We start from the raw sequence: 15,141 nt of genomic DNA, 5'->3' as shown, positions 1-15,141 counted from the left end.
TTCACATGAAAAAGAACGTTCCCGCGCCCGCGCCCCGCCCGGTTCGCGCCGCCATCGCAGCCATCGGTGGCTGCCTCGTGATAGCTGCCTGTGGCGGCGGCAACGATGGAGGTGTCTCGTTCCCTGTCCTCCCGCCGGCACCGGCGCCCGCACCCGCCCCGGCTCCTCCCGCCCCCGCACCGCTGGGCACGCTCGACGGCTCCGTGCCCCTGGTCATCGGCCATCGCGGCCTGCCCGGCCTGTACCCCGAAGAAACCAAGGTCGCCTACGAAGCCGCGGCCGATGCCGGCGCCGATTCGCTCGAAACCGACCTGCACCTCACCAAGGACTGCGTGCTCGTCGCGCGCCACAACCCCTGGCTGAGCGACAACACCAACATCGCCGACGTCGCCGCGACCAACACCACCGTTGCGGGCCGCAAGCGCACCGTGCCCGGCGTGCTGGTCGACGTGAAGTACCCGGCCATCGAGGCCAACGGCCCGGCCCAGTACCTGAGCGACCTGACCGACCCGAGCGATCCGAAGTCGGTGCTCAAGTCGCTCATCGTCGACGGCGAAGACCACACCAACGACTGGTCCATCACCGACTTCACGATGGACGAGCTGCGCCAGTGGATCCGCGGCACCACCTACGACGCCAAGGACCAGCGCCCCACCGACCTCAACGGCAAGCTGCCGATCCTGAGCTTCCAGGAAGTGATCGACATCGCCAAGGCCAAGAGCGCCTCCACCGGCCGTGCGCTCACCGTATACCCGGAGACGAAGAACCCGATCTGGAACAACGCGCAGGCCATCGCCAACGGCTGCGGCCCGGCGGGCAGCCATCCGCTGGAAGACGCGCTGCTGAAGATCATGAATTTCAACGATCTCAACCGCAAGGACGCACCGATCTTCGTGCAGAGCTTCGAGCCCGAGAGCCTGAAGTACCTGCGCTCGGCCGGCATGAAGGCCCGCGCCGTGCAACTGGTGGACGGCAACGACGTCAACTACCAGACTGGCGAGATGATCTACGTCACCAAGGACGTCTACACCTTCGTCGACGGCCGTCCCTACAGCTGGACGCTGGCCGGCAACCCCAAGTGGTTCGGCGAAATGCTCACGCCCGCGGGCTTGGCCGACGTGAAGACCTATGCCGACGGCATCGGCCCGTGGAAGCCGCAAGTCATGGCCCACACCATCGTGCCCTTCGTCACGCCCAACAAGGGCCTGGCCGACGTGAACACCATCAAGCCCACCAGCCTGATCGCCGATGCGCACAAGGCCGGCCTGTTCGTGCACAGCTACACCTTCCGCAACGAGGCAAAGTATCTGGCCGGCATCTACAAGGGCGACCCGACGGCCGAGTACCTGGCGTACTTCCGCGCCGGCATCGACGGCGTGTTCTCGGACTTCGCGAACACGGCGTTCGCGGCGCGCAAGACCTACCTGAAAGAAACGGGCCGCTGAGGCGGAGCGGCGAAAGGCAGCCAGCACGATGTACCCCGGAGAACGACTCAACGGATACAGCCACCTGCTGGGCCTGCTGCTCGCGCTGCCCGCGACGGCGCTGCTGCTCGCCAAGACCGTGCCCACCGGCGACCCCGCGCGCATCGCGGGGGCGCTGGTGTTCTCCCTCTCGGCCGTGGCCTTGTATGCGGCCTCCACCCTCTTCCACAGCACGCGTGGGCGGCTCAAGCGCGTGTGGGAGCGCGCCGACCACTGCGCGATCTACCTGCTGATCGCCGGCACCTACACGCCCTTTGCGCTGGTCACGCTGCAAGGTCCGTGGGGCTGGCTGCTGCTGGCAACGATCTGGGGCGCGGCGCTTTTCGGCATCTGGCGAGAGCTGATGCCGGCCAAGGGCGGCGGGCAGAAGAAGCCCTCGCTAGCGCTTTACATCGGGATGGGATGGCTCGGCGTGCTGGCCGCTGTGCCGCTGGCCGCACGGCTCGACGGCGCGGGGCTGGCATGGCTGCTGATCGGCGGAGTGCTCTACACGGCGGGTACCGTGTTCTATCGCAACAGGCAGGGCTTCCGGCACGCGCACGGTGCGTGGCACCTGTTCGTGCTGGCAGGCACTGCGAGCCATTACGTGGCGGTGGGCTGGTTCGTGCTGTAGGGGCCTGCGGGCCGGTCGTGCGGGGATAATCGCCGACCGATGATCGTCCGACCCCGCCCCCATTGGCTGCGCATGCTCTTCGTGTGGCGCGGCTCGGTTCTGCTGGACATAGCGCCGCAGCTCCTGTGGACCACCGCCTTCGCGGTGCTGGTGACGGTGCTTCACGGCCGGTTGTTCCAGTGGAAGGTGCCGCTCAATTTCGTGCCCTTCTCGCTCATCGGCCTGACGCTGGCCATCTTCCTGGGCTTTCGCAACGGCACGAGCTATTCGCGCTACTGGGAGGCGCGCACCCTGTGGGGCACGCTGCTCAATGAAACCCGCTCGCTGGTGCGGCAGGTGCTGACACTGGCCGATGCCCCGGCCGAAGCGGGCACGCCGACCCTTCGCCTCATTGCCTTCGTGCACGCGCTGCGCCACCAGTTGCGCGGCACCGATCCCTCGGTGGACCTCGCGCGACTGTTGCCGCCCGAAGACTGCACCCGCCTGCAAGCCGCGCGCTTCAAGCCGGCCATTCTCCTGCTGATGGTCGGTGAATGGCTGCGGGACAAGCGCAAGGGCGGCCAGCTCGACCCGATGCTCGCGCAGTCCATGGAAATTCCGCTGGGCCGCCTGACCGACGCACTGGGCGGATGCGAACGCATCGCGGGCACGCCGATTCCGTTCACCTACTCGGTCATCATCCACCGCACGATCTACCTGTACTGCGTGCTGCTGCCCTTCGGCCTGGTGGACGCCATCGGCCCGATGACGCCGGTGGTGGTCGCATTCATCGCCTACACCTTCTTCGCGCTCGAAGCGCTTGGGGCCGAAATCGAAGACCCCTTCGGTACCTCGCCGAACGACCTTGCGCTGGACGCCATGTCCCGCACGATCGAAGCGACCTTGCGCGAGATGCTCGGCGAGCCGCAACCCGCGCCGCCAGCGCTGGGGCCTGACGAGTACGTGCAAACCTGAACGGCCTGCCTTCTTTCAGATAACCTCGATCCCGTTTCGTTATATTTACAAAAATACAATGGCTCGACTCACCGACAAGGGTTGACCCATGTTCATTCGACAGTTGAGCTACGTCGTCGCGCTGGCGCAGGAAAAGCATTTCGGCCGCGCGGCTGCCGCATGCAATGTGTCGCAGCCCGCGCTGTCGGGCGCGATCCGCGGCATCGAGCAGGAGCTGGGCGTTGTCATCGTCCAGCGCGGACGGCGCTTCGAGGGCTTCACCAAGGACGGCGAGCGCGTGCTCGCATGGGCGCGGCGCGTGCTGGCCGATTGCGAGAGTCTGCGCCAGGACGCCCGTGCCAGTGAAGACGACCCCGTCGGCACGCTGAGGATGGGCGTGATCCCCGCCTCCCTGCCGCTGGTGCCGATGCTCACGCAGTGCTGCCTGCAGCAGTACCCGCGCATGCGGCACGAGATCTACACGCTGTCGGCCACAGACACGCTGCGCAAGATCGCCAACTTCGAGCTCGACCTCGGACTCAGCTACCTCGACGACGAGCGGCTGGGCGCCTTCGAGACCCTGCCGATCTTTCGCGAGCGCTATGTGTTCGTCGCGGCCGACAAGTCGATGCTCGAGGGCATGACGTCGATGTCGTGGTCGGATGCGGCGAGTTTTCCGCTGTGCCTTTTCACCACCAACATGCAATGCCGCCATGGCATGGACGCCGCTTTTACAGCGGCGGGCGTGGAGGCCGTGCCCCAGGTCGAGACGGATTCCATGACCGCGCTGTGGGCGCATGTGCGCCGGGCCGGTCTCTACAGCATCCTGCCGCACAGCGTGTTGTGCCTGACGGAGTCGGCGGAGCAGCTCTGCGCAATACCGATGGCGCCGCAGCTGCAGCGCGACATCGGCCTTGTGCTGCTGGAGCAGCAGCCGCGGGCACCGCTGCTCGATGCCGCCATGCGCCGCTTTCGCGAGCTCGATTTGCAAGGCTGGGTGGACGGCTTTCTGCCGCCCACCTGAGCGGACTTTCCTTACTTCTTCGCGAAGCGCGCAGCCTCTTCCGACCCCTTGGTCGCATTGCCGGCGCTGTACGAGTGCGCGCCGACGCCCGCGAGCTCGCCGCCCTGGACGATCAGGTACTCGTTGCGGATCGGCCGCTTGTCGAAGTAGCACTCCAGAATCTCGCGCGTGCCGGCCGCATAGCGCGCCTGCGCCGAGAGGCTCGTGCCCGAGATGTGCGGCGTCATGCCGTGGTGCGGCATGGTGCGCCATGGGTGGTCGGCAGGTGCCGGTTGCGGGAACCACACGTCGCCTGCATAGCCGGCGAGCTGGCCGCTTTCGAGCGCAGCGGCTATCGCATCGCGGTCGCACAGCTTGCCGCGCGCCGTGTTGATCAGGTAGGCGCCGCGCTTGAAGTTCTTCAGCGACTGCGCATTGACCATGTTCTCGGTCTCGGGGTGCAGCGGGCAGTTCAGCGTGACCACGTCGCACACCTTCGACAGGCTCTCCAGGCTGGTGTGGTGGGTCAGGCCGAGTTCTTTCTCCACCGCATCCGGCAGGCGGTGGCGGTCCATGTAGTGCAGCTTGACGTCGTAAGGCTTCAGCAGGCGCAGCACGCGCAGGCCGATGCGGCCGGCGGCCACGGTGCCGATGTTCATGCCTTCGAGGTCGTACGAGCGCGCCACGCAGTCGGCGATGTTCCAGCCGCCCTTGATCACCCAGTTATACGAGGGGATGTAGTTGCGCACCAGGCTCAGCGTCATCATCACGACGTGTTCGGCCACGCTGTTGCTGTTGCAGTAGGTCACCTCGGCCACGGTGATGCCGCGGTCCATGGCGGCTTGCAGATCGGTGTGGTCCGAGCCGATGCCGGCGGTCACGATCATCTTGAGCTTCGGCGCCTTGGCGATGCGCTCGGCCGTCATGTAGGCGGGCCAGAAGGGCTGCGAAATCACGATTTCCGCGTCGTGCAGTTCGCGGTCGAGCACGCTGTCGGCGCCGTCCTTGCTGGAGGTCACCACCAGCTGGTGGCCGTTGGACTCCAGGTACTTGCGCAGGCCCAGCTCGCCCGACACGCTGCCCAGCAAGGTGCCGGGCTTGAAGTCGATGCCCTTGGGCGTGGGCAGCGACTGTCCGTCGGGGTAGCGCTCCAGGTGCGGCAGGTCGTCGCGGGCGTAGGTCTTGGGGTAGCCGGTGACGGGGTCGTCGTAGAGCACACAAACAATCTTTGCCAATTTCATCTCCTGGTTGGGGTTGCAGCAACATTGCTGCACCGGGAGAGATGGTTTCCGAAGGGCGTTTTAGGCGCCAATCGTTTGATTCGACCGCGTGATAGGCCTGCCTTATCAGGCAGGCCATGCAGGCGCCTTCAGCCGTTGCGCCGGCAGATCGACCCGCCCGACGACAGGTCCGGTGCATCCGGGCTTTCGGCCGGTGGGCTGGAGAAAGCTGCCGCGAAGCATCCGATGCCGGCGCTGCGCAAAGGCATATACCGGACCTGCTGGCGCACGCAGAGCCGCTTGAGGCTGTCCACCGACTCGTGGTCGATGCAGTCGACCGGAAACACCACCACCTCGGCCCACGACACCGCGGAAGCCAGCAGCCCCGACCGGTCTTCGAGCCTGCCGCCGTGGCGCTGGAACTCGCCGCCGTGCCGATGCACGAGATCGCGGATGGCCGGCATCGAACTCGGCCGGCCGCCGACATAGAGAATCCGCCGGCCTTGCAGTTGGCTGTCGAGATAGGCGCTGGGTGCGGCCTCGCCAGCATTCAGCTTCAGCTGGGCCTCTGCTGCCGCGAGCTCACGACCAAGCGCGATCGCATGCTCGCGCAGGTGCTCCAGCTCTTCCTGGAGCCGGTTCGCCTCGGCAACAGCCGCCACCGCAGCCTGCTCGGCGCGCTCGCGCCGGCCGGTCTGGACGGCGATCAGGGATGCGGCCCGCTCACTCCCTTCCTGCCTGATCCGCGCCGCCAGCTCCGGTTCATCCTGCGGAAACGATGGCCCCTTGGGGCTTGCGGCGTGATGAATCAGCTCGTGCTTCAACTTCGAGACCGCGTTGTCCCGCTCCTCGGTGAGTTCGTGCGACCGAAGCTGCTGGCGATCCAGCCGCTCGCGCAGTTCGGTGTTCTCCCGCTCCAGCGCGACCAGGCGCCTGATGTCCGCCCGGTTCGCGGCGCCCACCAGATGCGACAGCATGTGAACGTCGCCGAAGACCTTGCTCCTCAGTTCGGGCGTGGCCTTGCGATGCATGAGAACGGCCCAGTAGGCCCCGGGGATTTCTCCCTGGCGAAGCGCCTCTTCCCAGAATTCGGCCAACTCCGAGGTCGCGTGGATCTTCGAGACACGCTGGATAACCGGAGCGTGCCGATGGTCCAGCGCTTTCTGCAATGCCTTGGCGACACTGGCGTTCTGGGTGGCGAGCCGCACTGAGTCGTGGTGAATGTCGAGGTCACTCACGCCTTGCAGATCGCCATACCGGGCCATCAGCTTGCGCAATTCGGATGTCGTCAGGCAGGTGCCGATCACGGAGCAGAAGAAGTTCGTGTCCAGATCGGAAAGCCTGATACGGCCGTTCGCCGCCGGCTCATCCGCATCCCCAGCAGGATCGCAGCAGGCGGCGACACTGCGGAAAACCGGGCTCTGCGTTTCGGAAACAGCAGTCTGGCCCGACACAAGACGTTTGAATGGCGGGTTGAGCATCGTGTTTGTCACCTGGGTAGCAAGTCGGAGCGAGAGGCCTCTCGTCGTATCTGTAAGAATATAGCGAAATTGCCTTCGTGCGTACCGATGAAGGCCTGCTGCCCCACATGGCCAGGGTTTTCCGCGGCACGATTGGATGGAATACTCGCGGCATGGAACAAAAGATCGTTTCGCCCGCGAAGTCGGACCTTCGGGCCATTGCCACCCAGCTCATGCACGCGTCGGAACTGGTATCCGAAGCCAGTGGCCACGAATTGACTGGTACAAAGACAGACCTCGCCGCGCTGCAGAAGGTCATCGACTCGAAGCTCGTCGAGCCGGAAGCCACCTACTCCCTTCAGGCGCTGGGCCTCGCATTCGGCAAAGTGTTTGTCGGCACCCGAACCGACTTCGACTGGTGGATGGTCGAGGACGAGTACGGACGGGACCCCGCGCTCCGGTACAAGCAAACCTCGCTCCTGCTGTTTCCCAAGACCATGATCTCCAAGCGCATCGAGGACGGCAAGGCAGTCAACGTCACGGAGATGTTCGAGGGGCTGCAGGAAACCGTTCGCGAAGTGCTGGCCGAGCACTACCCGGATGCCTGACCTGACTCGGAACACCGCATGAAAACCATTGCGCCAATCGCCGCCGTGCTTGTGGCCGCCTGCACGACCATCGCGCCCAGTGCCTACGGGCAGGCCCCGGCCTATGCAGGCCCGCTGTTCGACACTCACCTGCACTACAACCAGGAAGCCTGGGACGGCAACACCGGCCCCTATCCGCCTGCCGAGGCACTCGCGCGCATCCAACGCAACAACGTCAAGGCGATCATTGCAAATTCACGTCCCAACGCGGGCACGCAGACCCTGGCCGCGGCGCGCGAAACACGCGCCGCGGGCGTGACGGTCGTGCCCTTCGTGCGCCTGTACCGCAACCGCGACGACTACACCAACTGGTTCCGCGACGAGACCATCTACGAGATGGTGCAGACCGAGCTTGCGCGCGGCACCGCGAGCGGCCCCTATCGCGGGCTCGGGGAATTCCACCTGTACGACAGCGCCGATGCCAACGGCCCCGTGGCGAAGAAGCTGATTGCACTGGCGGAGCAGCGCAAGCTCGCGGTGCTTGCGCACGTCGACGACGTGGCGATCGACCTGCTGATGGCCAACGCCCCGTCGAAGGGCCAGGCCCTGCGCCTCATCTGGGCGCATACCGGCATCGGCGGTGCACCGGTCGAGCGAGTACAGGCGCTGCTGGAGCGCTATCCACTGCTGATGGGCGAACTCTCGTACCGCCCGGGGCTGACCTGCGAAGGCGGCAGGCTGTGCCCCGAATGGCGTGCGCTGATCCTCAAGTACCCGGGGCGCTTCATGGTCGGCTCCGACACCTGGGTCAACCAGCGCTGGAGCGCCTATGACGAGACGATGCGCGGCTACCGCGTCTGGCTTGGCGATCTGCCGGCCGACGTAACGCAACGCGTCGCCTGGGGCAACGCGGCCGCGCTGTTCGACCTTCGCTGATCAGCCTGCCAGCGCAGCGACCGCAATGCGCGTCGCCGACGCAATGACATCGTTGCGCCCCTTCGCATCCTTCTGCGGAAAGGTGAGATACACCGACAGCACGATCGGTGCACCAGCCGGCGGCCACAGCACGCCGACGTCGTTCGTGGAGCCATACGAGCCCGATCCGGTCTTGTCCCCCACCTTCCAGCCGACCGGTACACCCGCCAGGAAACGCTCGGTGCTCGTGGTGTTACCCAGCAGCCAGGTCTGCAACTGGTCGCGCTGCGCCGTGCCCAGCGCATCACCCAGTGCCAGTCGCTGCACGCTGTCGGCCATGGCCGCAGGCGTGGTGGTGTCGCGCGGGTCGCCGGGGATGCTGGTGTTGAGCTCGGGCTCCGTGCGGTCGAGCCTGAAGGTCTGGTCGCCGATGCCGCGCGCAAAGGCGGTCACAGCGGGCGGGCCGCCCAGCACCTTCAACAGCAGGTTGGCGGCCGCGTTGTCGCTGTACTGCACGGTGGCGGCGCACATCGCGGCCACGGTCATGCCGGTGGAAACATGCTTCTCGGTGATCGGCGAATAGGCGACCAGGTCGCTTTTGGCGTAGCTGATGTTCCTCGACAGCAGGCCGCTGTCCTTGGTGCTGCGCTCGAGCACGGCCGCGGCCAGCATCAGCTTGAAGGTGCTGCACAGCGGAAAGCGTTCATGCGGCCGGTGCTGTATGCGTGCGCCGCTGCCGGTGTGAAAGCCGACCACGCCAAGACGGCCGCCCGAGGCGCTTTCGAGCGCGGCGAGCTGCGCTTCAGCCGAAGATTGCGACGCCGTGCCAGACCAGGCAGTGCATGCGCTGGCGAGCGGCAGGACGGAGGCGGCAAGCAGCAGGCTGCGGCGCTTGACTAGAGGGTTCATTTCGTTTTCTCTTTCTTTGGTCGAGTGGATGGTACGAAGCGAATCCTAGGAGCGGCCTCCTTGGCGATCCAGCCTCCCGGCAGCGTTGTGCGTCCCGGGTGTATCCGCTGTAACGGCAAGATTTATTCAACTATATAGTTGAACATTGATCTGGAAATGCCTATATTCAACCTCATGGTTGAACTAGAACTCGCAGACGAACGGCTCGACGCCGTATTCCACGCCCTGGCCGACAGCACGCGCCGCACCATGCTGCAGCTGCTGTCTCATGGCGAATGCAGCGTGGGCGAACTCGGCGCGCCGTTTCGCATGTCCTTCGCGGGGGCATCCAAGCACGTGAAGACGCTGGAGCGCGCGGGCCTGGTGTCGCGCACCGTGCAGGGCCGCGCGCACGTCTGCCGGCTGGAGCCTGCAGCGCTGGCCACGGCCGATGCGTGGCTGCGCTACTACGAAGGCTTCTGGAACAACCGTCTCGACGCGCTGGAGCAGGAACTGCGGCGCGAAGAGAAATCGCGCAAGTGATCTCCCCTTCTTCATCCACAAGGAGCACATACCAATGACGATCAAGCACAGCCACGGCCAGCAGGTCGACCCCGGCACCCTGCGCATGGAACGCACGCTGCCCGCCCCCATCGAGCGCGTGTGGGCCTACCTGACCGACCCCGACAAGCGCGCCGCCTGGCTGGCCGGCGGCACCATGGCGCAGAAGCCGGGCGAAATGTTCGACCTGCGCTTCAACCACACCGAACTCACCGGCGAAGTAGCCCCCGATCGCTACGCCGAATGCCGCCAGCCGATCGTGCAGAAGTCGCGGCTGGTGCGAATGGAAGCGCCAACGCTGCTGACGATCAGCTGGAACGAAGGGCCGGCGCCGTCGGAAGTCACCTTCGAGCTCACGCCGCAGGGCAACACCACGCAGCTCGTGCTCACGCACCGCCGGCTGGCAAGCCGCAAGAACATGGTCAGCGTGGCGGGCGGGTGGCATGCGCATGTCGATGTGCTCATCGAGGTGCTGGCGGGGCGCAAGCCGGAGGGCTTCTGGACGAACCACGCGGCGCTTGAGAAAGACTACGAAGCGCAGATCCGCTGACTGAACCAGCGCGTTCACCCTTTTCATTTCTCTCGCACGGGGCCTTCGGGCCCCGTTTCTTTTGGGCGTTGGCGTTCGCGGGAATTGTCAAACCGCTGTCACCTGAGAACCGCAGCATCCGAGGCATTACGAGTATTTGTGTGTTTTGTTGTAAATAACTTTATTTGCACAGGAACAGAAAGACACCCACGTTCCTTCGGCGCAGCCGCGGGATATGCGTCTCAGAACTTCGAGGGAAAACATGATCAGAGGAATGAACACGCGCCGCGCATTGGCGGGAACAGGCATGTGCGCCCTGCTGCTTCTCACCGCCTGCGGTGGAGGTAGCGGCAACGGCTTCTCGCCCATCGGCACACCGCCGACCGGCGGCGGGAGCAACCCAGCACCGACCGTCAACCAAGGCAAGAGCGGGCCCAAGGCGCTCGTCGTCGAGATCGACGGCCTCATGTACGCGGCACTTCGCGATGCCATGGCGCAGAACAAGGTGCCAGCGTTGCAGTCGCTGCGCGTTGCTCCGGCATGGACCGGCGGCGCCAACGGCACGCTGAGCGAACAGCGCACCACAGACGGCCCAGGCTGGGCCACGCTGCTGACCGGCACATGGGCACAGCGCCACAGTGTGCGCTGGGACACGAATGACCAGCGCATCGACGTCAAGCTCGCGCCCTCGGTCTTCGCGCTCGCCAGGCAGAACAACAAGGCGGCTGGCTACAAAACGGCCTCCGTCACCGCTCGCGCGCTCTATCCGCAGCTGCTGGCGAACGAAACCGGCACGCTCGATGCGGCGATCGACTGCGCGGGCGCCGATGCCTGCGTCACCGACCGCACAGCGCAACTCATCGACACCGGCTACGACCTGCTGGTGGCGCAGTACGGCGCACCGGCCACGGCAGCAGGCAGCGGCCTGAAGAGCGACGCCTACCAGCGCGCAGTCGCCGACACCGCCGCCGGCGTGGGCCAGTTGCTGGCGCGCATCGCGCAACGCACCACCAACGATCCGAAGGAAGACTGGCTCGTGATCCTCACGACCGGCCATGGCCTCGACGCCTTCGGCAGCGCCACCGGCGTGCAGGACAACGACAACAAGACCGTCTTCATCGCGAGCAACAAGACGCTCGCGGCGCAACCCGGTGTCGGCACGGCGGCACCTGCGGACACCACAGCCCTGCTCGCGCTCGCGGCCGCCACCGACATTGCGCCGACCGTTCTGCGCCACCTCAGCGCGCTGCCCGCGGCCGCCGAATACCGCTTCAACGGCCAGGCCCTGCAGGCGGCCACGTCGCTGCGCGGTTTCTCGGCGAAGACTGGCGCGGACAAGCGCAGCATCGAACTGTCGTGGACGCTCGCCGGCACCACGACCGCCCCGGTGCAGGTGCTGCGCGATGGCAAGCTGGTGGCCACGCTGCCGGCCGGCTCGACTGCCTACACCGATCCCATCGTCGCCGAGAGCGACGGGATCTACACCTACCAGTACACGGTCGTCGCCAGCGAGGGCAGCGTGGCGCTTTCCGCGCAGATCGCCTACATCAAGCCGATACCGCCTGAACCGCCGGTGTCGCTCGCCCCAACGCTGGCGAACGGGCTGGTCAACTACTACACGCTCAACGCCTTGCCGGGCGTCGACGCGAAGAACGCCTCCACGCTCGCCCCCTGGGCGGCCGACGCCAACGGCGGCACGCTGGTCGACGACGGCTTCCCGGCACCCAACAAGGCCAAGGCGCTGCACGTCGACAGCACCGTGAAGAACGCCACCGGCATGGCCGGCTACCGCCTGGTGCAGAACAGCGACGTCACGACGAACCCCGCCGTCACGGCCTTCACCATCGGCTTCTGGATGCGCACCGACAACACCTGCAGCCAGGGCGTGAGCAACGGCGGCACGGTGATCGGCAACAAGAACTACACCACCGGCGGCAACGCAGGCCTGGCCATCGGGCTGTTCGGCAGCTGCGAGATCCGCTTCAACGTGGGCACGGGCAGTGCGCGCGCCGACAGCAACGGCTACAGCCTGAGCGCGGGCCAGTGGGCCTACGTGGCGGTGTTGATCGACAAAACCGCGCTCACGATGAAGGGCTACGTGATGGACCCAGTCAGGGGCATCCAGACCAACAGCACCGCCATCACCAGCGCGCTGGTCGGCAAGCTCGGCGGCCTGGGCAACGGCCTGGGCCTGAACGAGGACGGCACCGGCCTCTACTACCAGCGCGAAACCTCCTCGCCGCGAGGCGCCATGGACTTCGACGACTTCGCGATCTGGAACCGCGCGCTCACGAACGACGAGCTGACCAGCATCTTCAAGTCGGGCACGCCGCTGTCGACGCTGCCCTGATCCCGATCACCCCGAGCCCCAAGGCAACAACGATTCCAGAGGATCAAGCCATGCAAATTCACACCCTTCCCGGCGCGCGCCTCGTGCCCGCGCTCATCCTGGCCTGCGTCCTGTCCGCCTGCGGTGGCGGCAGCGGAGGTGGCGGCTTCGTCGGAGGCACGCCGACGCCCCCCACCACGCCGACGCAACCCGACACCGGTGTTGCCCCCGTGAAGAGCTGCGCACCCTGAGCCCCGCCGAACCATGTCCAACCAGAAGAACAAGCCCATGACGAACTCACGTCGCAAATTCCTCACCGGCACGGCCACGACCGGCGCCGCCGCCCTCGCGCTGACGGCCTTTCCGCCCAGCATCCGCCGCGCACTCGCCATTCCCGCCAACAACAAGACCGGCACCATCCAGGACGTCGAGCACGTCGTGATCCTGATGCAGGAGAACCGTTCGTTCGACCACTACTTCGGCACGCTGATGGGTGTGCGCGGCTTCGGTGACCGCTTCACCATTCCGCTGCCCAAGGGCATGAACGTGTGGCAGCAAAGCGATGCCAGCGGCAAGGCCATCCTGCCCTACCACCTGGACAAGACCAAAGGCAACGCGCTGCGCTCGGGACAAACGCCGCACGACTGGTCCGATGGCCAGAACGCCTGGGACGGTGGCCGCAACTACCAATGGCCGCGCTACAAGAACACGCTCTCCATGGGCTACTACAAGGAAGCGGAGTTGCCCTACCAAATGGCGCTGGCCAACGCCTTCACCCTGTGCGACGGCTATCACTGCAGCATGCACGCAGGCACCAACTCGAACCGCATGTTCCACTGGGCCGGCACCAACGGCCCTACCGGGGCCGGCGTGGCCACGGTCACCAACGAATGGGACGACAGCTATACCCCGCCCTCGACCACCGGCTATGAGTGGGCGACCTACCCCGAGCGCCTGCAGGCAGCCGGAGTCAGCTGGATCGTGTATGAAAACATGCGCGACAACTTCGGCGACAACCCGCTGACCGGCTTCAAGCAGTACCGCCGCGCCAGCGAGGCATCGAGCAAACCGGTCAACAGCAGCGGTCCGGTGCTGGCCTACGATCCGGCCAGCGACGACGTCGGCAACCCGTTGTACAAGGGCATCGCCAACACCATGCCCGGCACCAAGGTGGACGAGTACCTGGACACCTTCCGCAATGACGTGAAGAACGGCAAGCTCCCGAAGGTGTCGTGGATCATCGCGCCTGCCACCTATTCCGAGCATCCGGGGCCCTCCAGCCCGGTGCAGGGCGCGTGGTACACCCAGCAGGTGCTGGATGCGCTCACCGCCGTGCCCGACGTGTGGAGCAAGACCGTGCTGTTCATCAACTTCGACGAGAACGACGGCTTCTTCGATCACTATCCGTCTCCGGCCGCCCCCTCCATCAATCCGGACGGCACATCCGCCGGCAAGACCACGCTGAGCGCTGCACAGCTTGCCTTCGAATACCACAACTACCCGGCGCCGCCCGGTACCAGCAGCCAGAAAAACTACCCACCGGATGGCAAGGTTTTCGGACCGGGCAAGCGTGTTCCCATGTACGTGGTCTCGCCATGGAGCCGTGGTGGCTGGGTGAATTCGCAGGCCTTCGACCACACCTCGGTGCTGCGCTTCATCGAGGCGCGCTTCAGGGTCGCGGAGCCCAACATCAGCCCATTCCGCCGCGCCGTGTGCGGTGACCTGACCAGCGCCTTCAACTTCGCCAACCCGAACGGCGAGCCTTTGCCCACACTCGCGGGACGAAAGAGCCTGGACGAAGCCAACCAACAGAGCAAGTCGCAAGAGTTCGAGGCAGATGGCACGACCAAGCGACCGGCGGTTCCCCTGCCGCTCGATCCGCAGCTGCCGCGCCAGGCCACCGGCACACGCCCCTCGCGAGCCCTGCCCTACGAGCTGCACGTTAGCGCTCGCAGCGATGCGATCGGCGGCAAGCTGCAACTGATCTTCGCCAACACCGGCAAGGCCGCCGCCGTGTTCCACGTCTACGACAAGCTGCACCTCGATCGCCTGCCGCGCCGCTACATGGTGGAACCGGGCAAGCAGCTCGACGACGCCTGGAATGCGATGAGCGACGACAGCGGCTTCTACGACCTCTGGGTGCTCGGGCCGAACGGCTTCCATCGGCACTTCAAGGGCGACCTCAACCGCCTGCGCGCGGGCGGCACGGCATCGCCCGAAGTACGCGTGTGCTACGACATCGCCAATGGCAACGTCTACGTCGAGATGCTCAACAGCGGCACGGCCGCCTGCAAGTTCACGGTGCGCGCCAAGGCCTACCGCGACGACGGCCCGTGGAACGCCACGGTGAACGGTGGCGCCCAGGCTGAGCAACTGTGGGGGCTGGCCAGCAGCGGCCAGTGGTACGACTTCGCCGTTACCTGCGATTCCGATCCGGCCTTCTACCGCCGCTTTGCCGGCCGCGTCGAAACCGGCAAGCACTCGGTGAGCGATCCGGCCATGGGCCTCGCCGATCTCTGACAGCGGACGGGGCCAACGCACCTGCATCGGGATATTGGCCGGCACAATTGCACGGCCCCTGTGCCTGTTCACGTGCAACCGGGGCGGCTGTCACACTGA

The 15,141-nt window shown here is 65.9% G+C and carries 14 protein-coding genes; 11 read left to right on the top strand and 3 right to left on the bottom strand.

What is annotated here, in order from left to right; all coding sequences use genetic code 11:
* The first annotated feature begins 5 nt into the window (after positions 1 to 5).
* The 4 genes from ACSFBF_RS00385 (at position 6) to ACSFBF_RS00370 (ending at position 4,054) form a co-directional block, all read left to right on the top strand.
* A complete protein-coding gene (locus ACSFBF_RS00385) occupies positions 6 to 1,445 on the top strand; it encodes a glycerophosphodiester phosphodiesterase family protein (protein WP_435464359.1) in 1,440 nt (479 codons plus the stop codon).
* Positions 1,446 to 1,473: 28 nt separating this feature from the next.
* Positions 1,474 to 2,097: a PAQR family membrane homeostasis protein TrhA gene (gene trhA / locus ACSFBF_RS00380; RefSeq protein ID WP_435464357.1), complete on the top strand. Its 624-nt coding sequence runs from the start codon at positions 1,474 to 1,476 to the stop codon at positions 2,095 to 2,097.
* Between the two features lie 39 nt (positions 2,098 to 2,136).
* Complete coding sequence (locus tag ACSFBF_RS00375) at positions 2,137 to 3,051, top strand: bestrophin family protein (protein ID WP_435464356.1); 915 nt, start codon at positions 2,137 to 2,139, stop codon at positions 3,049 to 3,051.
* 88 nt (positions 3,052 to 3,139) lie between these two features.
* Positions 3,140 to 4,054 carry a LysR family transcriptional regulator gene (locus ACSFBF_RS00370; protein ID WP_435464355.1) on the top strand — a complete coding sequence of 305 codons (915 nt, stop codon included), beginning with the start codon at positions 3,140 to 3,142 and terminating at the stop codon, positions 4,052 to 4,054.
* An 11-nt stretch (positions 4,055 to 4,065) separates the two neighbouring features.
* Here ACSFBF_RS00370 and ACSFBF_RS00365 read toward each other — a convergent pair whose 3' ends face one another.
* A complete protein-coding gene (locus ACSFBF_RS00365; protein WP_435464354.1) occupies positions 4,066 to 5,268 on the bottom strand; it encodes an NAD-dependent formate dehydrogenase in 1,203 nt (400 codons plus the stop codon).
* A 134-nt stretch (positions 5,269 to 5,402) separates the two neighbouring features.
* Entirely contained in the window at positions 5,403 to 6,734 is a 1,332-nt protein-coding gene (locus ACSFBF_RS00360) for a DUF2325 domain-containing protein (RefSeq protein ID WP_435464353.1), read from the bottom strand.
* 152 nt (positions 6,735 to 6,886) lie between these two features.
* Here ACSFBF_RS00360 and ACSFBF_RS00355 point away from each other — a divergent pair, with 152 nt between their 5' ends.
* Complete coding sequence (locus tag ACSFBF_RS00355) at positions 6,887 to 7,321, top strand: DUF3806 domain-containing protein (protein WP_435464352.1); 435 nt, start codon at positions 6,887 to 6,889, stop codon at positions 7,319 to 7,321.
* Between the two features lie 18 nt (positions 7,322 to 7,339).
* Positions 7,340 to 8,236 (top strand): amidohydrolase family protein, encoded by an 897-nt coding sequence (locus ACSFBF_RS00350; protein WP_435464351.1) that lies wholly within the window; start codon positions 7,340 to 7,342, stop codon positions 8,234 to 8,236.
* On the opposite strand, the gene bla is transcribed toward ACSFBF_RS00350, so the two are convergent.
* Positions 8,237 to 9,124: a class A beta-lactamase gene (gene bla / locus ACSFBF_RS00345; RefSeq protein WP_435464349.1), complete on the bottom strand. Its 888-nt coding sequence runs from the start codon at positions 9,122 to 9,124 to the stop codon at positions 8,237 to 8,239.
* Between the two features lie 174 nt (positions 9,125 to 9,298).
* On the opposite strand from bla, the gene ACSFBF_RS00340 reads away from it, so the two are divergent.
* The 5 genes from ACSFBF_RS00340 to ACSFBF_RS00320 all read left to right on the top strand — a co-directional run bounded on the left by ACSFBF_RS00340 (position 9,299) and on the right by ACSFBF_RS00320 (position 15,042).
* On the top strand, positions 9,299 to 9,646 hold the full coding sequence (locus ACSFBF_RS00340; RefSeq protein ID WP_093055698.1) for an ArsR/SmtB family transcription factor: 348 nt from the start codon (positions 9,299 to 9,301) through the stop codon (positions 9,644 to 9,646).
* Between the two features lie 34 nt (positions 9,647 to 9,680).
* Positions 9,681 to 10,214, top strand: coding sequence for an SRPBCC family protein (locus ACSFBF_RS00335; RefSeq protein WP_435464347.1), 534 nt, complete (start codon positions 9,681 to 9,683; stop codon positions 10,212 to 10,214).
* Between the two features lie 253 nt (positions 10,215 to 10,467).
* Entirely contained in the window at positions 10,468 to 12,543 is a 2,076-nt protein-coding gene (locus ACSFBF_RS00330; RefSeq protein ID WP_435464345.1) for a LamG-like jellyroll fold domain-containing protein, read from the top strand.
* 50 nt (positions 12,544 to 12,593) lie between these two features.
* Entirely contained in the window at positions 12,594 to 12,773 is a 180-nt protein-coding gene (locus ACSFBF_RS00325; protein ID WP_435464344.1) for a hypothetical protein, read from the top strand.
* Positions 12,774 to 12,810: 37 nt separating this feature from the next.
* Entirely contained in the window at positions 12,811 to 15,042 is a 2,232-nt protein-coding gene (locus tag ACSFBF_RS00320; RefSeq protein ID WP_435464342.1) for a phosphocholine-specific phospholipase C, read from the top strand.
* The last annotated feature ends 99 nt before the right edge of the window (positions 15,043 to 15,141 follow it).

The organism is Variovorax nivicola (assembly GCF_051216475.1).
In the GTDB taxonomy this organism is placed as follows: domain Bacteria; phylum Pseudomonadota; class Gammaproteobacteria; order Burkholderiales; family Burkholderiaceae_C; genus Variovorax.
This window is presented reverse-complemented; position numbering and strand designations above follow the sequence as displayed.

What these genes read in the sequence shown, in the direction of transcription:
- ACSFBF_RS00375 (WP_435464356.1), top strand. Translation starts at nt 2,137, where the DNA reads ATGATCGTCCGACCCCGCCCCCATTGGCTGCGCATGCTCTTCGTGTGG.
- ACSFBF_RS00360 (WP_435464353.1), bottom strand. Translation starts at nt 6,734, where the DNA reads ATGCTCAACCCGCCATTCAAACGTCTTGTGTCGGGCCAGACTGCTGTT.
- trhA (WP_435464357.1), top strand. Translation starts at nt 1,474, where the DNA reads ATGTACCCCGGAGAACGACTCAACGGATACAGCCACCTGCTGGGCCTG.
- ACSFBF_RS00385 (WP_435464359.1), top strand. Translation starts at nt 6, where the DNA reads ATGAAAAAGAACGTTCCCGCGCCCGCGCCCCGCCCGGTTCGCGCCGCC.
- bla (WP_435464349.1), bottom strand. Translation starts at nt 9,124, where the DNA reads ATGAACCCTCTAGTCAAGCGCCGCAGCCTGCTGCTTGCCGCCTCCGTC.
- ACSFBF_RS00320 (WP_435464342.1), top strand. Translation starts at nt 12,811, where the DNA reads ATGACGAACTCACGTCGCAAATTCCTCACCGGCACGGCCACGACCGGC.
- ACSFBF_RS00370 (WP_435464355.1), top strand. Translation starts at nt 3,140, where the DNA reads ATGTTCATTCGACAGTTGAGCTACGTCGTCGCGCTGGCGCAGGAAAAG.
- ACSFBF_RS00340 (WP_093055698.1), top strand. Translation starts at nt 9,299, where the DNA reads ATGGTTGAACTAGAACTCGCAGACGAACGGCTCGACGCCGTATTCCAC.
- ACSFBF_RS00350 (WP_435464351.1), top strand. Translation starts at nt 7,340, where the DNA reads ATGAAAACCATTGCGCCAATCGCCGCCGTGCTTGTGGCCGCCTGCACG.
- ACSFBF_RS00355 (WP_435464352.1), top strand. Translation starts at nt 6,887, where the DNA reads ATGGAACAAAAGATCGTTTCGCCCGCGAAGTCGGACCTTCGGGCCATT.
- ACSFBF_RS00330 (WP_435464345.1), top strand. Translation starts at nt 10,468, where the DNA reads ATGAACACGCGCCGCGCATTGGCGGGAACAGGCATGTGCGCCCTGCTG.
- ACSFBF_RS00325 (WP_435464344.1), top strand. Translation starts at nt 12,594, where the DNA reads ATGCAAATTCACACCCTTCCCGGCGCGCGCCTCGTGCCCGCGCTCATC.
- ACSFBF_RS00335 (WP_435464347.1), top strand. Translation starts at nt 9,681, where the DNA reads ATGACGATCAAGCACAGCCACGGCCAGCAGGTCGACCCCGGCACCCTG.